The following is a 20,215-nucleotide window of genomic DNA, read 5'->3' as shown; positions in this document are numbered from 1 at the left end:
TAGCGCCGATGGTAGTGTGGGGTCTCCCCATGCGAGAGTAGGGAACTGCCAGGCATCAAATTAAGCAGTAAGCCGGTCATAAAACCGGTGGTTGTAAAAGAATTCGGTGGAGCGGTAGTTCAGTCGGTTAGAATACCTGCCTGTCACGCAGGGGGTCGCGGGTTCGAGTCCCGTCCGTTCCGCCACTTATTAAGAAGCCTCGAGTTAACGCTCGAGGTTTTTTTTAGTCTGTATTTCTATTTTTGCTAAAATCGCAAAAATTCTCTGCGTTTTACGCTCTTTTTCCGCAACAGTCTGAAGCCCATAATCATCTCAGTTAACGAACATAGCATTAAAAGAGGCATATTATGGCTATCCCTGCATTTGGTTTAGGTACTTTCCGTCTTAAAGACGACGTTGTTATTTCATCTGTGAAAACGGCGCTAGAACTTGGCTATCGTACAATTGATACCGCACAAATCTATGATAACGAAGCGGCAGTAGGTCAGGCGATTACAGAAAGCGGCGTGCCACGTAATGAACTCTACATCACCACTAAAATCTGGATTGAAAACCTCAGTAAAGACAAACTGATCCCAAGCCTGAAAGAGAGCCTGCAAAAGCTGCGTACCGATTATGTTGATCTGACACTGATCCACTGGCCGTCACCAAATGATGCGGTATCAGTCGAAGAGTTTATGCAGGCGCTGCTGGATGCGAAAAAACAAGGGCTGACGCGTGAGATCGGTATTTCCAACTTCACGATCCCATTGATGGAAAAAGCGATTGCTGCTGTTGGTGTTGAAAACATCGCCACCAACCAAATTGAACTCTCTCCTTATCTGCAAAACCGTAAAGTGGTGGACTGGGCCAAACAGCACGGCATTCATATTACTTCCTATATGACGCTGGCATATGGTAAAGCCCTGAAAGATGAAGTTATTGCTCGCATAGCAGCAAAACACAATGCGACCCCGGCACAAGTGATCCTGTCGTGGGCTATGGGGGAAGGTTACTCGGTGATTCCATCTTCTACCAAACGTGAAAACCTGGCGAGCAACCTGCAGGCAGTTAATTTACAGCTTGATGCCGAAGATAAAAAAGCGATCGCCGCACTGGATTGCAACGACCGCCTGGTAAGTCCGGAAGGGCTGGCTCCTGAATGGGATTAAGCCTCTCTGACAGCTCCTCCGGGAGCTGTTTTTACATGCTCGCTAAGGAAATCGATAAAGGCCCGGATGCGCGTACTTACTGCACGGTCGCTGTAATAGACGGCGCTAAAGGGCATTTCTACCGGCAGTACTTTATCTGCCATTAACTCCACCAGTTCACCACGAGCAATTTCTCTGTCGATCATATAGTCGGACAAACACGCAATTCCATTGCCACTCAGGCAAAGCTGTTTCAGCGTTTCTCCACTATTGGATGACAAACCGTACTGCACTTCATGTAATTGCCCATCACTACAGGCTATAGGCCAGGTATTGAGGGAAGCGGGTTCAGTGAATCCCAGGCAAACATGTTGCTTTAAATCGTCAATAGTTTCTGGCTTGCCATAGCGGGCAATATAATCAGGGGAGGCGATAATTTTTCGATAACTGTTAAACAATGGCCTGGCACGTAAACTGGAATCTGTTAACGTACCGGCGCGAATCGCGACGTCCACTTTTCTTTCAATCAAATTAATAATCGTCTCAGAGGAGACTAACGACAAAGTCACCTCCGGATACCGTTCACGAAATGGCTTAATTAACGGCATTAGAAAGTGCAGCACCACGGGAGTTGCAGCATCGATCCGTAACAGTCCGCGCGGCGTATTACGCGTCTCCATAATTTCTGATTCAGCCGCAGCCATCTCCTGCAAAATCAACTGCACGCGACGAAAATAACGCTCGCCTTCTTCCGTCAGGCTAAGTTGTCGCGTGGTGCGATTAAGCAAGCTTACGCCGAGTTTCATTTCCAGCTTCTTTACTGCCCGGCTTACCGCTGAGTTCGCTTGCCCTAATTGTTCGGCTGCCCGGCTAAAGCTTCCGCTTTCGACAACCGAAACAAAAATAGCGAGTTCTTCCGACGTAGCTTTCATTTTTGCCTCTGTCGCAAATATAAGAGAGATTGTGGATTTATTTGTTATTAAACCATTCGGGTAGGTGATATGTCATCCGATTTAATGAGCTCAATAAAGAGTAAAATTCAGTCCGGCGTAAGTACTTGCTTACATAACAATCTACAATTGCTCGTTGAAAGAGTGAGTTAAAATCCCTATAACAGTAGAACCCTCCTGAATGCGGAAGGGGTGACGTAATAGAGGTTTCAAAGTCAAAAGTGCGAAAAAACACCTATGCCATGCGCTATGTTGCCGGACAACCTGCGGAAAGGATTTTACCGCCGGGGTCTTTTGCGAGCATTGGCCAGGCATTACCGCCCGGAGAACCGTTAAGTACCGAAGAGCGTATTCGGATCCTGGTGTGGAACATATACAAACAGCAACGTGCTGAATGGTTGTCTGTACTGAAAAACTACGGCAAAGATGCACATCTGGTTTTATTACAGGAAGCGCAAACAACGCCAGAGTTAGTAGAGTTTGCGACTGCTAACTATCTTGCTGCCGATCAGGTACCCGCTTTCGTGCTGCCGCAGCATCCTTCCGGTGTAATGACCCTTTCGGCGGCGCATCCCATTTATTGCTGTCCATTACGTGAACGTGAACCTATTTTACGTCTCGCGAAATCCGCGCTGGTGACGGTCTACCCTTTACCTGATACCCGCCTGTTGATGGTCGTCAATATTCACGCCGTCAATTTTAGTCTGGGCGTAGATGTTTACAGTAAGCAGTTACTTCCTATTGGCGATCAGATTGCCCATCACAGCGGCCCAGTCATTATGGCGGGAGATTTCAATGCCTGGAGCCGTAGAAGGATGAACGCGCTATATCGCTTTGCGCGGGAAATGTCGCTGCGCCAGGTGCGTTTTACTGATGATCAGCGTCGACGGGCATTTGGCCGACCGCTTGATTTTGTTTTCTACCGTGGTTTGAACGTCAGCGAAGCTTCTGTACTGGTGACGCGCGCTTCTGACCACAATCCGCTACTCGTTGAATTCAGTCCCGGCAAGCCTGATAAATAAGGTATGTCAGGTCTGCCACAGGGCAGACCAACGTTTGGCACTGCCCTTTTATACTCAAACAACAAAAGGACAGCGCAATGGCAACAAAATCCCACCATAACCACGTAGAAAAGCAGTTTAGTTCTCAAGCCAGCGAATATCTGACCAGTACCGTACATGCTTCCGGGCGAGATTTACAGCGCCTGGCGGTGCGTCTGGCTGATTATCCTGATGCGAGTGTACTCGATATGGGTTGTGGAGCAGGGCATGCCAGCTTTGTCGCTGCGCAAAACGTGAAAGCGGTGGTGGCGTATGACTTATCTGCCCAAATGCTGGATGTCGTTGTACAGGCTGCCGAAGCCCGACAACTGAAAAATATCACCACCCGTCAGGGGTATGCCGAAAGTCTGCCATTTGCCGAAAACTCCTTTGATATTGTTATCAGTCGTTATTCTGCCCATCACTGGCATGATGTTGGTGCAGCGCTGCGAGAAGTTAATCGGGTATTGAAGCCTGGTGGTCTGCTGATTGTGATGGATGTCATGTCGCCAGGGCATCCGGTACGCGATATCTGGTTACAGACGGTAGAGGCGTTACGCGATATATCGCATGTGCGTAACTACGCCAGTGGTGAGTGGTTGACGTTAATTAATGAAGCCAATTTGGTTGTTGGTAATTTAATTACGGATAAATTACCGCTGGAATTTTCTTCATGGGTCGCGAGAATGCGCACGCCAGAAGTGTTAGTGGACGCTATTCGCGTTTACCAACAGAGCGCATCGACTGAGGTGAAAACGTATTTTTCCTTGCAGCAAGATGGCTCTTTCACCAGTGATATCATCATGGTGGAAGCACATAAAGCGGCATAAATAAAAAAGGCACCGGGGGAATCGGTGCCTTTTTGTTATCTGGTTTGTCAGGAGTCTGGCATGTTGTTGTTTTTCACAAACAACGTCAGCTTATCGCCTGGTTGCAGATTCGCAGTATCACTATTCCAGCGCATTACATCTTTGATGTTTACGCCGTGGCGTTTAGCAATGCTTGAAAGCGAATCACCTTTGCGCACACGATACGTAATGCTGTCACTGTTGTTTGCCAGTCGCTGTGCACTACTACCTGCACCAATCGTCAGGCTTTGGCCTGGTTTCAGCTTAGAACCGCGCAGATTGTTCCACTGCTGCAAATTCTTTGTGCTTACGCCGAGGCGTGAAGCGATGCTTGAAAGCGTGTCGCCAGAGCGCACAGTGTAAACACGACTGTTAAGCGGCGTATTGTCGGCAACCAGTGTCGACTGTACAGCAGCAATTTCGCCGGAAGCCAGAGATTCACGCAGTTGATCTGCATGCTTCTTTGGCACCATCACGTACTGTGGACCACTTGCGCCCAGCGTGGAGCCTTTCACGCCAGCGTTGAATGTCTTCAGCTTGCTGACGGAAATTCCCGCCATATCTGCAACCTTCGCCATATCAACCGGGCTACTTAGGTGTACACGCGCCAGAGCACGGCTTTCATCGGTCGTTGGCAGACGTACGCCATAACGTTTGCTGTTTTTGAGAATATCGCTCAATGCCAGCATTTTAGGCACGTACTGCTTCGTTTCCTGCGGCAACGGTAACGACCAGAAGTCCGTGGATTTTCCACGTGCTTTGTTCGTTTTAATTGCCTTCATGACTCGACCTTCGCCGCTGTTATAAGCCGCTACGGTCAGAAGCCAGTCGCCGTCAAACATCTTGTTCAGACGCTGCATCATGTTCAGCGCGGCAGTTGTTGAAGCAACAACATCGCGACGCGCGTCATAATTGCGGGTCTGTTTCAAACCATAATTGCGCCCCGTACTCGGAATGATCTGCCAAATGCCTGCGGCATTGGCGCCAGACGTCGCGTGAGGATCAAAAGCGCTCTCCACTATGGGTAGTAGTACCAGTTCCATAGGCATGTTACGTTTTTTAACTTGCCCGGCTATCCAGTACATATACGGCTCTGCCCGTAAAGTTACATCGTGGAGATAGCTCTTATTGCGTAAATATTTCTGTTTCTGTTCGCGAATCCGGTCGTTTTCCGGAATTCCCATCTTTAGCTCGTCGCCTATGAAAGCCCACAAGTCACCATCTGGCGCGATAGACGTCCCATCGTCCATCCATCGTGCCTGACTTGTAAACTTTGCTGCTTCCCCTTGACCAGCTGCAGAAAGGCTCTGTGCGTGCTGTTGGACGTTACCGGTACTCTGGCAACCCACGAGCAGGACAGAGGCGAGTAATATCGCTTTTGCCTTCATGTGTGTGTCAATAGTTGCTTAAAAGACGACCGATCATAACGGCGAACGAAGCCGATGACAAGAAAGTTTTATCAGAATCTATCTTTCTTTGACCTTAACCAGGCAAAACGCTCCTCAGGTTGTTGCAATAATGTTTCTTTATTAATTACATTAATCAAATCAATATCTTCTGTTCTTAAAAAAACATTAATTTTCCGCTCATTTTTCAGAATTACGGGGAGTGTTATTTGATTTTTTGCCCGTAACTCAATAACTTTACGATAATAATCATTTATGGACAAATCGTGCGGAAGAATACTCAAGGCAAACTTCATATTTGATAAAGTATATTCATGAGCACAACATACCAGGGTATCGTCAGGTAGAGCACTTAATTTTTTAAGTGATTGATACATTTGAGAAGCTGTGCCTTCAAATAAACGCCCGCAGCCACCAGAAAAAAGAGTATCACCGCAAAATAGATAAGGATTACTGAAGTAACAGATATGTCCTAAAGTGTGACCTGGTGTAGCAATTACACTAAATTCATGCCCCAAAACGAAGGCGGTATCGCCATCTTTGACTACCTGCGTTGTTCCCTTATCTTGTGTCTCTTGTGGACCGTAGACCACAATTTGCGGAAACTTTTCCACCAGTTCTTTCACGCCGCCAACGTGATCGTGATGATGGTGTGTGAGAAATATTGCCTCCGGTTGCCAGTTGTTGGCAGCAATGGCCTTGACTACCGGCTCCGCTTCTCCAGGATCGACAATCAGGCAACGGCCTGCTTCATCAGTCAAAACCCAGATGTAATTGTCATCAAAGGCGGAAATACTGTTAAGATTCATAGATTACCTCTCAGTGTGAAACGGAAGGTTGTGATGAAACCGGCAAGGAACCCTCAAACAGTCGTGGCTCCTGATTGCTGGGGCGATTTGCCCTGGGGAGAGCTTTATCGCAAGGCGCTGGAGCGCCAGCTCAACCCATGGTTCACGAAAATGTATGGTTTTCATCTGCTTAAGATTGGCAATTTAAGCGCAGAAATCAATTGCGAAGCGTGCGCGGTTTCTCATCAAGTGAATGTTTCTGCGCAAGGAACACCCGTCCAGGTGCAGGCAGATCCGCTTCATCTTCCTTTTGCTGATAAATCCGTCGATGTTTGTTTACTGGCACATACGTTGCCATGGTGCACCGATCCGCATCGTTTATTGCGTGAAGCCGATCGGGTATTGATTGATGATGGCTGGCTGGTAATTAGCGGCTTCAATCCCATCAGTTTAATGGGATTACGCAAACTTGTGCCGGTATTGCGAAAAACATCGCCCTATAACAGCCGGATGTTTACCCTTATGCGGCAACTGGACTGGCTCTCTTTGTTGAATTTTGAAGTGCTACACGCCAGCCGTTTCCACGTTCTCCCGTGGAACAAACATGGTGGAAAACTATTGAGCGCGCATATTCCTGCGCTTGGTTGCTTACAACTTATCGTTGCCCGGAAACGGACTATTCCTTTAACTCTCAACCCGATAAAACAGAGCAAAAACAAACCGCGAATTCGCCAGGCGGTCGGCGCCACCCGGCAATTTCGTAAACCACAGGCTTAAACTTCTGCTTGATAACCTGTATCTTCTAGCGTGGGATTCATTGCCGCAGCACGTGCCAGTTCATCACAGCGTTCGTTTTCTGGATGCCCGGCATGACCTTTTACCCATTCCCATTTGATTTGATGCTGCCCCAGTGCTGCATCAAGACGTTGCCAGAGATCAACATTTTTTACTGGTTTTTTATCTGCTGTTTTCCAGCCACGTTTTTTCCAGTTATGGATCCACTGGGTGATCCCCTGGCGAACGTACTGGCTGTCGGTACTCAGAATGACTTCACAGTGTTCTTTTAACGCTTCCAGCGCGACAATAGCGGCCATCAACTCCATACGGTTGTTGGTGGTACGGGTGTAGCCAGCGCTAAACGTTTTTTCGCGTCCACGATAGCGTAAAATAGCACCGTAACCTCCCGGTCCTGGATTACCCAGACACGAACCATCGGTGAAAATTTCTACCTGTTTAAGCATCTCTGGTAGACTTCCTGTAATTGAATCGAACTGTAAAATGACAAGTCTGACATAAATGACCGCTATGAGCACTGCAATTACACGCCAGATCGTTCTCGATACCGAAACCACAGGTATGAACCAGATTGGCGCGCACTATGAAGGCCACAAGATCATTGAGATTGGTGCCGTGGAAGTGGTGAACCGTCGTCTGACGGGCAATAACTTCCACGTTTATCTGAAGCCCGATCGGCTGGTGGATCCAGAAGCCTTTGGCGTACACGGTATTGCCGATGAGTTTTTACTTGATAAGCCCACGTTTGCCGATGTGGCTGATGAATTTATGGATTATATCCGTGGCGCGGAGCTGGTGATCCATAACGCCGCGTTCGATATCGGCTTTATGGACTATGAGTTTTCTCTGCTCAAGCGGGATATTCCGAAGACCAATACCTTCTGTAAAGTCACCGATAGCCTTGCGGTAGCGAGGAAAATGTTTCCCGGCAAGCGCAACAGCCTCGATGCGTTATGCGCTCGCTACGAAATAGATAACAGTAAACGTACGCTGCACGGGGCATTACTCGATGCCCAGATCCTTGCTGAAGTTTATCTGGCGATGACAGGTGGTCAAACGTCGATGGCTTTTGCGATGGAAGGAGAGACACAGCAGCAACAAGGTGAAGCAACAATTCAGCGTATAGTGCGCCAGGCAAGTAAGTTACGCGTTGTTTTTGCGACAGATGAAGAGCTTGCCGCGCATGAAGCCCGTCTCGATCTGGTGCAGAAGAAAGGCGGAAGCTGCCTTTGGCGGGCCTAATTAACCGTTTAAGGCGCTAAAAATAGCAGGTTGGGCGATTTTTGCAGCAAACGATTCAAAAGAAGAGAAAAACCGTTGACGAAGGACGAGGCAATCCGTAATATTCGCCTCGTTCCCAACGGAACACAACGCGGAGCGGTAGTTCAGTCGGTTAGAATACCTGCCTGTCACGCAGGGGGTCGCGGGTTCGAGTCCCGTCCGTTCCGCCAAATTCACTCATGAAAATGAGTCAGAGAACCTCAAAATTTTTAATTTTGAGGTTTTTTTATATTTAAATTCTGCCATTTCTTCATTCAATAATGTTACTCTGATATAAATGCGTTAACCGCGTATTATAGTCCATTTGTAATTATTCAACATTATTATAATTATCCAATTTAAATATATTCATACATTATGAATTTTATTTTTATATTGATTTAATGAATTTATGTTTATCATTATTTTGGTTTGTTCTGATTCAAGTAGAGTATATAATTAGAACTCGTTATCAGTGCTAAACATTATAATTATTATGACAGGCGAGGGATTGTCCGATTATGAATTCAAAAACGACTTGTTGCATATGCTTATTGTTCTCGCTTCTCTCGGGATGTTCCTCTGAATCTCCTATTGATGCAAAGAAAAAAAAAGCCCCAGCTACACAAAGTAATATTAATAAAAACGCTCCCCAACAACTGACAGACAAAGACCTGTTTGGTAATGAAACCACTCTGGCTGTTTCCGAGGAGGACATCCAGGCTGCCCTTGAGGGAGAGGAGTTTCGCGTTCCTCTTAATTCACCTGTAATTCTTGTTCAATCAGGTAGCCGTGCACCGGAAACCATCATGCAGGAGGAGATGAGAAAATATTATACAGTTGCCACATTTTCTGGCATTCCTGACAGGCAAAAGCCTGTAACTTGTAATAAAGACAAAAACAAAGACGAAAACCAGAATGTTGCAGATGCTGAAAATATGAACTGGATGCAGGCACTGCGTTTTGTTGCGGCAAAAGGCCATCAGAAAGCGATTATTGTTTACCAGGATACGCTGCAGACAGGAAAATATGACTCTGGATTGAAATCAATAGTTTGGTCAGATTATAAAAATCAAAAATTGACTGATACGATGTCACTGCGTTATTTGGTGCGCTTCACGTTGGTGGATGTGGCTACAGGTGAGTGGGCTACCTGGTCGCCGGTGAATTATGAATCGAAAGTGATTTTTCCGCAGATAGGGAATAAAAATTCTGGCAGCCTTGATGTGGCAGAACAGCAGGTTTCGCAACTTAAGCAGAAAACGTACGCAGCAGTGGTTAAAGATCTGGTGAATCGCTATCAGTAGTCAGGTTTAATACCAGACGTTTTAATGGTACTTAGCAAGAAGGGGTATTTTTTCTATTCTACAGTCTGGAGCAAGTCTGTTAATTGATTTAACATATATATTTTTCTTCAGTAGTAGTAAGAAGCCGTTTTAAAGTTATTTATTGCCTTCTCAATATATAAGCTGAGGATCGAGTTTTCGGTTGAACTGTCAAAAATACATCATATAAATCTATAAAAACAGCCGGTACGGTTAATCAAGAATTTTTATTCGTGATTAACCGTACTTTATCATTTTATCCTATAATATTAAGCTGTCTTTTAAAGATATATCAATAATGCAGATGAAAGACTCCCCTGGCAACTTAGAAAATCCGTTCACTCCAAAGGCTGTATGCACTGGTTCCGGCGACACTGTGCTCCCAGTTGATACTCTCATACGTAAATGATACAGACTCTTCCGGCTGCCCAGGGCTGTCGGTAATGGTGTGGGGAACGGTAAGACCGATGTTTGAGATCCGGGCGTTAGTCAGTTTCAGCTTGTAGTACGGTTCATTAATACCAAAGCGGTTGGTGCGGTAGAATACAAAATCACAGGTCAGGCATTCATTTTCTGAAATGGCCTTTCCCAGCAAGGGGGAGGATTTGTCCACCGGTTTCGTGATGGTCAGCTCCTGATGGTTGACGTTCTGCGCGCGGCTCAGACCATGCAACAATGAGGTCACCATGATTTGATCCTGATGTGCAATTTGGGCTTTGTTACCGATGGACGGCATAGATGAACATCCGGACGATATCAGACCCTGAAGTTCTCCGTTTAGTGTCAGATAGACGGGATTTGCCATTGTTATTCTCCTTAACCTCAATGAGTCGGAGGGACTGGCCCGGTTCTGTTATCCGATGCCATATCCTGTCCGGTATTTTTCAGCAGCAGCCAGCGGCTTAACAGCCCGTCCAGCCGTTCGTGGATCTCTTTTTCCAGCACCTGTGTGTCCTGACCCAGTGCACGAGTCTCCTGGTACTGCGTCAGAATGTATTCCAGCGGTGTTTCCTGATTAAGTAACCGTTCTGCCTGCCAGGTCACCGTTTTGATATATGAGAGGGTGAATCCCTGTTTCTCCGTCTCCTTCTTCATCATCAGATCCGCAAAGTCCCGCAAATTCTTCCGCGCTTGTTGCCAGCCCTTCATCTGCGGACTGGCTTGCGCCCGGTTTCTCAGCGTGTTACTCCACGTTCGGCTGGCTTCCTGCTGTTGTAGGCTTTCCGGCCAGAGGGAGTCTGCGGTGTGCATCATCTGCATTCCGGTTTCTAGCGGCTGTAGTGGTGGGGCATTCAGAAGCCGTTGCAGGTAAAGTTCATAATCCTTTATTGTCGGTGAGGTCAGCCAGACTGTGGCGGCTCCCTGTGCAGTATCCCTGACCTGCGCAAGCTGCTGCTGCATTGGGGACGCCTGCCACCACCACAGCGCTGCGGCGAGAACGGCAGTAGTGGCGGCACCGGCAACAAAACCTTTTACCATGCCGCCCTGTCTGGCGTTGTCGGCGTTATCTGCCACACCGCGCACTTCTACTCGCATTTTCGGCAGGTCGGGAAGGGGAGGCATGGCTTCCACTGTCGCGGAGTCTGTGCTTTCCGGCGCATAGACCAGCGTTCTGCCCGTTGTCTGCGCCGCCCTATAGGTATGATTTCCGGGCTGCGGTTCAAACCGCTTGCGTGTGTTCTGCACAAAATAAAGCAGGTTTTCCACGCGCGGCTGGCGCTTCAGTTCCACCTGCTGGAGCTTGTCGCAGATAAGCTGCAAAGCCCGTTCCGTGCGGTAGAGCAACGGCAGATCGTCTTCGGAAAAAGACACCTGTTGACGCAGGATATTGCCGGTGCGGGTGTTGAACCAGTCCAGCATCTCAGTTCGCGCCGGGCCACCCTGCGGCCAGAATTTATCCCATTCGTGGTTGATCATCGCCGCCAGCAGTTCCGCTCCCTCACAGAACCCTGCCAGTCCCTGATTACGGGTACGCGCCAGCGTATAGTAGGTGGCGGTATGCAAATCCACCCCATTGGCCTTGAAAATCGACAGCGCCAGCGATTCCACCAGTTTCCAGTTCAGCTCTGGCTGTGACGGGTGGTTAGCCTTGTTAATTTCTTCGCGGATGGCGCTGAACTCCGGCAGGGCGCGCGGATCGCTGCCGGTAACGATAGTTTGTGTCAGTGCGTTGTTGCTCATCACTATCCCCTTAATACAACGTATCCGGTAAATGGAACTGGCTGAACAGACCGCCGGTGAACGGGTTATCTTCGGTATCCACATGCACCCGGTAAACCATCGCGCCACCGTCCACGTTAAAGCGCACGTTAAAGGTGTCACTGGTCACGTTGGTTAACTGGCCCGCGCCGAACAGGCGGAACTGCGCCCATGGTCCATTGAAAGCGATACTGCGCGGGGCTCCGCCGCTGGTGCCAATCAGCGTCAGCTTGCTTTCATTGCCTTCACGCATGTTGTTCGGCCAGACCAGATGGGCGGTGTAGTTGCGTCCCTGGCTGTAGTCCACTAACTGGCCGTCCAGGTTCAGTACGCTGCGCCGCTTGTTGCCGGAAAGCGATACGGTTTCCACGGCAAACTGTGCGCCCAGCCCGTTCTGCTGGCTGAAGAAGATGTCGCGGATTTTCTGCGCGGTATCCAGTTGTTGCCGGATATCTTCACGGATCAACACTCTGCCGTCCTCGCCAAAGGCCAGATCGTTTTCCAGGAACAGGCGCAGGTTGTCTTTGTAGAAGGCGTCCAGAATGCCATCCGGTTTAAAGAAACGCTCAAACGCATCCAGTGAGGCATCCTGTGGGGCGCGTGGATTAAACGGATAATTGTCGGCAAGCTGTTCGTTGAAGGGTTTCACTACATTGTCGCGCCAGTCCACTTCCATGTAATGAACGGCTTCCACCATCACCACATGCCAGGCCTGATCCGCCAGCTTGCCCACCCAGCGGTTAAGCGGCGCAGGCAGGGTTTTCGCCATCTGGCGGGTGGCGAAGATCGGATCGCTGTTGTTTTGATCCAGCCGCAGTTGTACTGCTTTCAGCGCCGATTTGCCCGGCACCGGCGCGTTCTGGATCGCCAGCAGGTAACGGTGCAGATCGGTCAATTGCTGGTACACGGCCTGTAGCGTACTCGCCTTGTCCTTTTGCTCCTCCAGTGCGCTGTTTTCCGGTGCGAACTCATGCCCCAGCCGGGACAAGAGGCGGTAATCCAGCTCATTTATCGCCGCCTCCCGCTCCTTATCATCCAGTTTTCCGGAGAGCGTCAGCGCGTGAGTATTATCGCGCAGCGCCGTCAGCGCACGCTGGAACGGTTGATCACCGCTGATAATCTGCTCCAGCGCGTCGGTTAGCTTCGGCATGGCCTCATAATCACGCACGTTGAGGTTATCCATTCCGGCACGCCAGGTGGCGATATAGTCACTGATGTACTGTTCGGTGATATGGCGCTGGATCTCTTCACGATCGGCCTCGCTGTAGGCGACGCTTTGCGTCAGGTTCAGCACCCACGAATCCAGCGCGGTCAGCTCAACGAGGCCCTCACGCTGTTTGACAAAATAGCTTTGCAGGCCATAGCGGGTAAGAAATTGTGGGATCACCAGTTTTTCATCATTACCAGCGACGAAAACTTTGTCAAAGGTGGGGCCAACCTGGTCGCGCAAATTCAAATCGGCGGGCAACACACTTAATGCTTTGGTGCGCAGGGTCTGGTAGATGCGCTGATATATTGGCAGTTTGCTCAGTTCACGCTGCGCATCAGCGACAGGTTTGTCATAGGGCGTCCAGCGGCTGATAGCGTCGCTGTCGCCGCTCTGGCGCTGTGCGTGCCAGTCGGTATGTTCCAGCGCGTAGTCTAAATGCGCCATTAGTTGCGCCTGAATATCACGCTGACCGTGAAATTCATTGCTCCAGCGCCGCGCCATGTACTGTTTCACAGCCTCGTTATTGCGCCCACTTTTGTCTTCCATCATTCGCAGTACACGCAACACGGCGAGCTTTTCTTCGCTCCCTGGTGGGGCATTATTCAGATCCCGGATCAGGCCGTTCATTAACGAGGGAAGATAACGCTGCTCAAGAAGCTGAATGTAGGTTTGCTCCACATACGGCCCTACGCGGACGCCCTGGTACAATCCCATATCCGCCAGAAAACCGTGATCGCGGTAATCTCCGTAGGCGAGAGTGGCATCGCGTACCGGATTAAGTAGCGGCAATTGCAGATTGCCGAATTCATCCGTTCCCTGTGGGAGATGTACGTCCATAAAGGCTTTAGCCTGTGTGAGTACGTTAACACCGGACTGCCAGTTCTGGTTGTAATAATGATGCCAGCCACCGACCAGCAATGCGGCCAGCGCTGCGGCACAGGCTGAAAAGCCGCCCAACCTGCGGCGGGAGCTGTTCAGCCAGACACTGTTTTCACCCGCCAGGTTCGGCTCGGCCAGCAGGACTTCAGGGAAGAGGCGGCGGGTGAAATACGGCGTCGTCTCCACCAGAGGCCAGGTCGCCAGCGAGCTGTTGCCCAGCCCGTACTGGCGGGCGGCAGACTGCGTGAAAATATCATCCACCTGGCCGCGCTGTAGCGAGGACGTGAGCCAGACGCCGCGCAGCATTACGTCCATGTTCTCACCGTCCAGCAGTGCGGCAAGTAATGCGGTGACGATTTCTCCCGTTCCCTGCATCTGACGGGAGAAGCTGAACACGGCGCTGCGCAGTGCAGAACCGGTCTGCACGAGCATTAGGTCTGACAGGGCCAGGTTCATCTGTTGCCCCCATGTCTGCCAGAAGGCGCTCAGCTCGCTGCGCCAGTCATCGTTTTCATGGGCGCGGCGGGTAAACGTAACGCCGAGGATCGCATCGCGGTCTTTTTTATCCAGCGAATGGAACAGCGCGGCAAAGCCGGTCAGTAGATCCAGCCGGGTCAGTACCACATAAATGGGCAGTCGGCAGTGCAGGCACTGGCGGATCTCCTGAAGTTGCTGACGCAGATTTTGTACCAGTACTTCGCGGCGGGGTTTATCCGCCGTCAGCAGATCGGGAAGATCGATGGCCAGGATCAGACCGTTGAGCGGCTGGCGCGCGCGCGCCTGCATCAGCCAGCCCAACCAGTGTTCGCGCAGGCGGCGGTGGAGCAGATCATCACCGCCGGGAGAGGTTAGTACGCCGTCTACATCGAAAATCACCGCCTGGTTGCCCACACGCGGTGTGATCAGCGGGTGGTATTCCACTCCCCGGATACTTTCCGGCGTGTAAATAATGTCAGACGGAAAACCCTCGCGCAGCAGAGTGCTTTTGCCGCTGCTGGCTGGACCAATGACCATATACCACGGCAATTGCCACAGATAGCGGCGGTTATCCAGATGGCGACGCAGGCGCAGCAGCCAGTGATCCAGATATTGTTGCTGGTGGTGGAGTTCCACCGTTAGTGGATCTTTTTCTTCCTCGCGCTGTTGTTTCTGTTGTTTTTCCAGCTTTTGTAGACGCTTCATAACCCGCCAGGTGAGCCAGATCAGAGCGATAAGCCCCCAGACGGCAGTCGCCAGCCAACGGTTTGCCAGAGGAGCCAGCCAGTGCTGCTCATAGAGCGTCCATTTCGGACCTTGCCACCAGATCCACACTAGCAGAAAAATCCATGCTAGCGCCAGCAACCAGGCGGCGGAAACTGTAAACCGCGGCATCGCTGGCCTGAGAGCCGATCTCAGCGTGCTGAACAGTCGGGATGTCGGAAATCTGAACACAGTAACTCCTTGTTATCTTCTACTGTTCTGCCGTGAATTTTTGTTCCAGTGCTTCCAGCAGGGATGGCTCCCATTCGGGCAGCATCATGTGTAATCCTGTTCTGAAGAGCATCCGGTACTGCTGTTGTGCAAGCTGAACCATACCGGCCTCTTCCAGTATCTGCGCGCCGAAATACTGGCGGTGAAACTGGTTGCGGGGATCACCTTCCGGCAGGGTTTCCAGATATCGCAGTGCGGCTTCCAGCCCTTTTTCATTGAAGCACGCCCTGGCCGCCTGTAATTCTTCATCGGTATGTACAACGGCAGCGGTCTGGTTGACTGAGCCGGATGATGCCAGCCACTGTTTCGTCTGTTCTGACACAAATGGAGTACGGTCGTTAAACAACAGGTTGATAAGTGTGGGCAGGCGGGCCAGAAAACCGGTAACTTCATCACGGATAGCTTCCGCCACCTGTTTATAACCGAGGCGCAGCGCGGTCTGTGCTGATAGGTAATGGCCGTCCAGCCAGTACGGGGCCAGCAGCAGGCTTTTTTCCACCTGCTGCCACAGTGTCATGTCGGCATTGTTCAGCCGTGCCATATACTCATCCATCATATCGACAGGAAAGGCAGCCAGTGGGGTTCGACCATCGCTTTCTGCCTGCGGGGTGCTGGTGATGGTCTGCCACAGCGCATGGCGTCGCAGTCGGTACCCTTGCGGTGACTCCGGTTGGCGCTCACAGAGAATGGCGGCCACCTTCAGCAAGGTGTCGCGCCATGCTTTATCGTCGTGGCTGTCAACGGTGACCTGCGGGATTGGAGTACCCGCAACAGAAGGCTGAGTGGCAACCGTGTGCTGTGAAATATCCGATACAGCTCCGGTCGTGGCCTGCGATGCACTGGCGGCTGTTCGTACAGATGGCGGTGTTTCAGACGCTACATCACGAAACGCGCGCTGAAACAGAGCAAATAAATCATCTGCCACCTTAGCCAGGTCCGGGGCGTTGTGCGCATGCCAGCACTGCGCCAGTTTTGCCAGCTCTCCCAGCAAAGTCCTGAACGGCAGACTCAAAGCGTTTTATCACCTGGGCGGCAAAGCGCTTTTTGTGGGTCATGTTCTGCGGCGCGGCGCATGTCCAGTAGTGCTCTGTATATTGTGCCAGCATTCTGGAGGCCAGCAGAATATCCCCGGCATGTTGCAGGGTACGCAGCAGGTGGGCCAGCAGGCGAAAATCTTTGGTTTCTGAGGCCAGAAGCATCAGGCCCCGGCGCTGAAGTTCGGGGATATTGAGTTGGCTGTGAGCCAGCGAACCGAGCTTGACGATTTCGCTGTCGATAAACTCCCAGTCAGCATTGCCATCATCAAGTGCGGCGGACAGCTTATCTTCCGGCAGGTTTTCCAGCAGGTGTGCAAGCCATACATCGGGATTACGTAAGTCCATTGCCATATTTTTATTCTCCCGCCCAGTGACAGGCATCGCGCAGGGGAGTGATTACCTGCGCCAGTCCGTCAATGTTAAAGGTCAGCTTTCCGGCGGCGTTGTCTGCGCCGGTATCCAGCGTCAGCGTTTTTGCGCCGAACAGTTGCTTAATTTCATCAATCCCGGATAGTCCCCGGCTGGATTCCAGCAGAGTACCGTTCTCGCGTACAAACCAGTGGCTGCGGAATGCCTTGCCATCGGCGCTCAGCGTGACGGCGATATCATGGACATCCAGTGGGTGCATCAGCGCCACCTGCATCCGGGTGATATTATCCACGCAACTGAACATCAGCACCGGACGCGGCGGGACATGACCGATAGCCGGGGTGGTGATAACCACCGTCGGGCGTTCACCCGGCACTTGCGTCACCAGCAGCTCTGTGGTGTTATCCTGGCGGTGTTTTTCCTGTTCTGTCGCGCGGGTCCAGGCTTCCCCCACAAAACTGGCTTTGACCAGCGCGGCGTTGCCAAAGCTATGCTGTTCCGGCGCAAGAATGCGGTCATAACAGTCAAGCCGCTCCAGCGCCGCCGTCTCACGGCGACAGGACTGCATGGCCTGTAACGTGGCCGTCGCATCCGGCGGTGTCGCGGTGGCAACAGCCACTGCCGCACCGGCCACTGACGATGTTTCTGCTGATGTGGCACCGGCTGGCAGTACTGCCGCCAGGCCCGCTATAAACAATCCAGTCTGCCGGAAAACGCGCAACCTGCTCATAAAACCGTTTCATCTTCTGTCTGTGGTGTCACGGCATCATTGGGCAGGGCATCTTCCACGTCTGCCGTGAACGCGCCGTCCACCGCCGACAGCCGGATACGGGCAATCGCCGTGTTGGCCGCCATTTTCTGTAACAGCAGTAGCGAGAGCGGCGGCAGCATGTCGCCATCGATGACCGATTCCAGCATCCTCGCGCCGTTTTCTGCGCGGGTGACGCGGCTCATAATTTCGTCCGTCACTCCCGGTTCTATAATCACTTCCGCGCTAAAGCGACTGCGCAGCACGTTATCAAGGCGGGCCAGTTTCCCGGCAATGATGGTGGCAAGCGTTTCTTTCGACAGCGGCAGGTACGGCACCACTTCCATACGCGCCAGCAGGGCAGGTTTAAAGAAGTCCGCCAGCACCGGATACAGGGCTTCCTGCATGGTTTCCGGGTCATCGGTGTGTTCGACAATCACCTGGTAGCCAAGGTTGGAGGTCAGGAAGAAGACGATGTTTTTACAGTCAATCAGGCGGCCTTCGCCGTCTGCCATCTCGCCCTTGTCAAATGCCTGGTAGAACAGGTTGAGCACATCCGGGTGCGCTTTTTCCACTTCGTCGAGCAGCACCACTGAGTACGGTTTTTGACGAATGGCTTCGGTCAGCACGCCGCCTTCGCCGTAGCCGACGTAGCCCGGAGGGGAGCCAATCAGCCGCGAAACCGTGTGTTTCTCCTGAAACTCTGACATATTGATGGTTGTCAGGTACTGGCGACCGCCATACAGCAGTTTCGCCAGTTGCAGGACGGTTTCGGTTTTACCCACGCCACTGGGGCCAGCCAGCAGGAATGCACCAAGCGGGCGTCCCGGACGGCGCAGGTCGGCGCGAGCGGTCAGCAGGTGTTTGTGCAGGCTGGCAATCGCCAGGTCCTGGCCTTTGATGGTGTCGCCGAGCCACTTCGGCAGGTCGGTGATGACCGACATTTCATTCTGCGACAGGCGGTTAAGTGGTACACCGGTCCATTCGGCAATCACCGCCGCAATCTGTTTTTTATCGACGTGCGGGGAGACCAGCAGCTGCGTGTGATGCAGTGTGTCGAGTTCGGTGGTGAGCTGTGCCAGGCGCGCTGCGGGGGGGATTTCCGGCTCTGCGGCTGCGGACGTTTCTTCCGGCGCGGCATCAGCGTCAGATAACGGACTTTCCGCGTCTGACAGCGGGGCATCGGCGTTATCCTGTTCTGCCGGGGTATCCGCCGCAGTATCTGCGTCAGGTAACGGACTTTCAGCCTCCGCCTCTGCCAGCAGCCCCTGGCGCAGCGCAATAATCTCCTGCACCAGCGCCTGCTGCTGATGCCAGGCGGCTTCCAGTTCATCCAGTGCCGTCAGCGTTTCATCGTACTGCACCAGCACCTCGGTCATCCGTGAGGTGTCGGTACGCAGCCCGATACGAAGTTCGCGCTCAAGCTGGCGAATTTCCGCTTCCTGCTGGTGGCTCAGGGTGGTCAGCGCCGAGATTTGCTTCGGCGGCGATGAAAGATTAATGGCCACGCGGGCGCAGGCAGTATCCAGCACATCAATGGCTTTGTCCGGCAACTGACGCCCGGAGAGATAACGTTCGCTCAGTGTCGCGGCGGCCTGTAAGGCATCATCGTCAATCAGCACGCCGTGAGACTGTTCATAGACCGCAGACAGACCACGCAGAATAATGGTGGCTTCGGCGGCGTTGGGTTCGCTGACCTTTACCAACTGGAAGCGGCGCGACAGGGCGGCATCTTTCTCGAAGTATTTTTTGTACTCGCTCCAGGTGGTGGCCGCGATGGTTTTCAGTTCGCCACGCGCCAGCGCCGGTTTGAGCAGGTTGGAGATATCCAGCCCGCCCTGCTGGTTGCCCGCGCCAATCAGGGTATGCGCTTCGTCGATAAACAGAATGACCGGCACCGGGGAGGAAATGACCTCTTCCATCAGTCCCTTGAAGCGTTTTTCAAACTCACCTTTCACTGATGCCCCGGCCTGTAATGCGCCCAGGTCAAGGGTCATGATATCGGTGTTTTTCAGCTTGTCCGGCACCTGGCCTGCCACAATACGCAGCGCCAGCCCTTCAATCAGCGCGCTTTTACCCACGCCTGCTTCACCCACCACTACCGGGTTATTTTTACGGCGACGGCAGAGAATATCGATCATCAGGTCGATTTCGTGGTCGCGGCACAGTACCGGGTCGAGCCTGCCGTTACGGGCATCTTCGGTCATGTTTTTGGTGTAGCGGGCAAGCCCGCAGTCGCCGGTTTTCGTTGCGCGGGGCGCTTGCCCGCCAGCCATATCCACGGATTCGGCGGATTCTTTTGTCCATGAGGCGAAATCCTGCTGTAACTGGTCGCGGTTAATGGCGGTCAGCTGACGGGCTGCGGCGGGGGGAATGTAGCGTAATGGTGAGTGCAGCAGGGCCAGCAGCAGCACGCCACCACGCAGTTCGCTGTGCTGCATCTGGGCCGAGGCCAGCAGCCACGACTCCTTCAGCCATTCGACCAGCATGGGGGAAAAACTGGGATAGCCTTCGGCGGAGCGTCCTCCGGGGTAACTCTCCACGGTCAGTGCCTGGCGTAGATCCTCTGCGCTGATACCTGCGCGTTCGGCAATCACCCTTAAGTCGTTGCGCGGGATAGCCAGCATCTGCAACAGGACATGGACAACGGTGATCTCACTGTCCTGTTGGCTCATACACTCCGAGGCAGCCATTTCCAGCGCCTGTTTTGCAAAGGGGTTAAGCCGCTTTACCAGCGTGGTTAAATCAATCTGGATCATAA

The 20,215-nt window shown here is 52.0% G+C and carries 17 protein-coding genes and 2 tRNA genes; 8 read left to right on the top strand and 11 right to left on the bottom strand.

What is annotated here, in order from left to right; translation table 11 throughout:
- Positions 1-108: 108 nt before the first annotated feature.
- A tRNA-Asp gene (locus A9180_RS20545) sits at positions 109-185 on the top strand.
- A gap of 162 nt (positions 186-347) precedes the next feature.
- Positions 348-1,151: a 2,5-didehydrogluconate reductase DkgB gene (dkgB, locus tag A9180_RS20540; RefSeq protein ID WP_064530360.1), complete on the top strand. Its 804-nt coding sequence runs from the start codon at positions 348-350 to the stop codon at positions 1,149-1,151.
- Here the strand turns inward: dkgB and yafC are convergent.
- Positions 1,148-2,062 carry a DNA-binding transcriptional regulator YafC gene (gene yafC / locus A9180_RS20535; protein ID WP_064530359.1) on the bottom strand — a complete coding sequence of 305 codons (915 nt, stop codon included), beginning with the start codon at positions 2,060-2,062 and terminating at the stop codon, positions 1,148-1,150. The genes dkgB and yafC overlap by 4 nt on opposite strands.
- Before the next feature lie 239 nt (positions 2,063-2,301).
- On the opposite strand from yafC, the gene A9180_RS20530 reads away from it, so the two are divergent.
- Positions 2,302-3,102: an endonuclease/exonuclease/phosphatase family protein gene (locus tag A9180_RS20530; protein WP_064530358.1), complete on the top strand. Its 801-nt coding sequence runs from the start codon at positions 2,302-2,304 to the stop codon at positions 3,100-3,102.
- A 77-nt stretch (positions 3,103-3,179) separates the two neighbouring features.
- Positions 3,180-3,950, top strand: coding sequence for a class I SAM-dependent methyltransferase (locus tag A9180_RS20525; protein WP_064530357.1), 771 nt, complete (start codon positions 3,180-3,182; stop codon positions 3,948-3,950).
- Positions 3,951-3,997: 47 nt separating this feature from the next.
- Here A9180_RS20525 and mltD read toward each other — a convergent pair whose 3' ends face one another.
- Both mltD and gloB read right to left on the bottom strand, forming a co-directional pair.
- Positions 3,998-5,356 carry a murein transglycosylase D gene (gene mltD / locus A9180_RS20520; RefSeq protein WP_064530356.1) on the bottom strand — a complete coding sequence of 453 codons (1,359 nt, stop codon included), beginning with the start codon at positions 5,354-5,356 and terminating at the stop codon, positions 3,998-4,000.
- A gap of 71 nt (positions 5,357-5,427) precedes the next feature.
- Positions 5,428-6,183 carry a hydroxyacylglutathione hydrolase gene (gene gloB / locus A9180_RS20515; RefSeq protein ID WP_064530355.1) on the bottom strand — a complete coding sequence of 252 codons (756 nt, stop codon included), beginning with the start codon at positions 6,181-6,183 and terminating at the stop codon, positions 5,428-5,430.
- A gap of 33 nt (positions 6,184-6,216) precedes the next feature.
- Between gloB and A9180_RS20510 the strand changes: the two genes are divergently transcribed.
- Entirely contained in the window at positions 6,217-6,939 is a 723-nt protein-coding gene (locus A9180_RS20510) for a class I SAM-dependent methyltransferase (protein ID WP_064530354.1), read from the top strand.
- Here A9180_RS20510 and rnhA read toward each other — a convergent pair.
- On the bottom strand, positions 6,936-7,403 hold the full coding sequence (gene rnhA, locus A9180_RS20505) for a ribonuclease HI (protein ID WP_000917882.1): 468 nt from the start codon (positions 7,401-7,403) through the stop codon (positions 6,936-6,938). The two genes, A9180_RS20510 and rnhA, sit on opposite strands and share 4 nt — an antisense overlap.
- Before the next feature lie 64 nt (positions 7,404-7,467).
- On the opposite strand from rnhA, the gene dnaQ reads away from it, so the two are divergent.
- The 3 genes from dnaQ to A9180_RS20490 all read left to right on the top strand — a co-directional run bounded on the left by dnaQ (position 7,468) and on the right by A9180_RS20490 (position 9,524).
- Complete coding sequence (gene dnaQ, locus A9180_RS20500; RefSeq protein WP_010379295.1) at positions 7,468-8,199, top strand: DNA polymerase III subunit epsilon; 732 nt, start codon at positions 7,468-7,470, stop codon at positions 8,197-8,199.
- A gap of 132 nt (positions 8,200-8,331) precedes the next feature.
- Positions 8,332-8,408 (top strand) — tRNA-Asp (locus A9180_RS20495).
- Positions 8,409-8,738: 330 nt separating this feature from the next.
- On the top strand, positions 8,739-9,524 hold the full coding sequence (locus A9180_RS20490) for a hypothetical protein (protein ID WP_064530353.1): 786 nt from the start codon (positions 8,739-8,741) through the stop codon (positions 9,522-9,524).
- A 343-nt stretch (positions 9,525-9,867) separates the two neighbouring features.
- On the opposite strand, the gene A9180_RS20485 is transcribed toward A9180_RS20490, so the two are convergent.
- The 7 genes from A9180_RS20485 to tssH form a co-directional block, all read right to left on the bottom strand.
- Positions 9,868-10,347, bottom strand: a complete 480-nt coding sequence (locus A9180_RS20485) for an Hcp family type VI secretion system effector (RefSeq protein WP_064530352.1) — start codon at positions 10,345-10,347, stop codon at positions 9,868-9,870.
- Between the two features lie 17 nt (positions 10,348-10,364).
- Positions 10,365-11,723 (bottom strand): VasL domain-containing protein, encoded by a 1,359-nt coding sequence (locus A9180_RS20480; RefSeq protein WP_064530351.1) that lies wholly within the window; start codon positions 11,721-11,723, stop codon positions 10,365-10,367.
- 10 nt (positions 11,724-11,733) lie between these two features.
- A complete protein-coding gene (gene tssM, locus A9180_RS20475; protein WP_123057987.1) occupies positions 11,734-15,171 on the bottom strand; it encodes a type VI secretion system membrane subunit TssM in 3,438 nt (1,145 codons plus the stop codon).
- Between the two features lie 109 nt (positions 15,172-15,280).
- Positions 15,281-16,291, bottom strand: coding sequence for a type VI secretion system protein TssA (gene tssA / locus A9180_RS20470; protein WP_410402968.1), 1,011 nt, complete (start codon positions 16,289-16,291; stop codon positions 15,281-15,283).
- Positions 16,227-16,688, bottom strand: coding sequence for a type VI secretion system ImpA family N-terminal domain-containing protein (locus A9180_RS25040; protein WP_074399658.1), 462 nt, complete (start codon positions 16,686-16,688; stop codon positions 16,227-16,229). The genes tssA and A9180_RS25040 overlap by 65 nt, the downstream gene beginning before the upstream one ends.
- A gap of 4 nt (positions 16,689-16,692) precedes the next feature.
- Positions 16,693-17,436 (bottom strand): type VI secretion system-associated protein VasI, encoded by a 744-nt coding sequence (vasI, locus tag A9180_RS20465; RefSeq protein ID WP_064530349.1) that lies wholly within the window; start codon positions 17,434-17,436, stop codon positions 16,693-16,695.
- Positions 17,433-20,213, bottom strand: a complete 2,781-nt coding sequence (tssH, locus tag A9180_RS20460) for a type VI secretion system ATPase TssH (protein WP_064530348.1) — start codon at positions 20,211-20,213, stop codon at positions 17,433-17,435. The genes vasI and tssH overlap by 4 nt, the downstream gene beginning before the upstream one ends.
- Positions 20,214-20,215: the final 2 nt, after the last annotated feature.

The sequence above is a fragment of the Escherichia sp. B1147 genome, from assembly GCF_001660175.1.
Lineage (GTDB): Bacteria > Pseudomonadota > Gammaproteobacteria > Enterobacterales > Enterobacteriaceae > Escherichia > Escherichia whittamii.
Note: the sequence above shows the minus strand (reverse complement) of the source record. Positions and strands in the feature narration are given on the sequence as shown.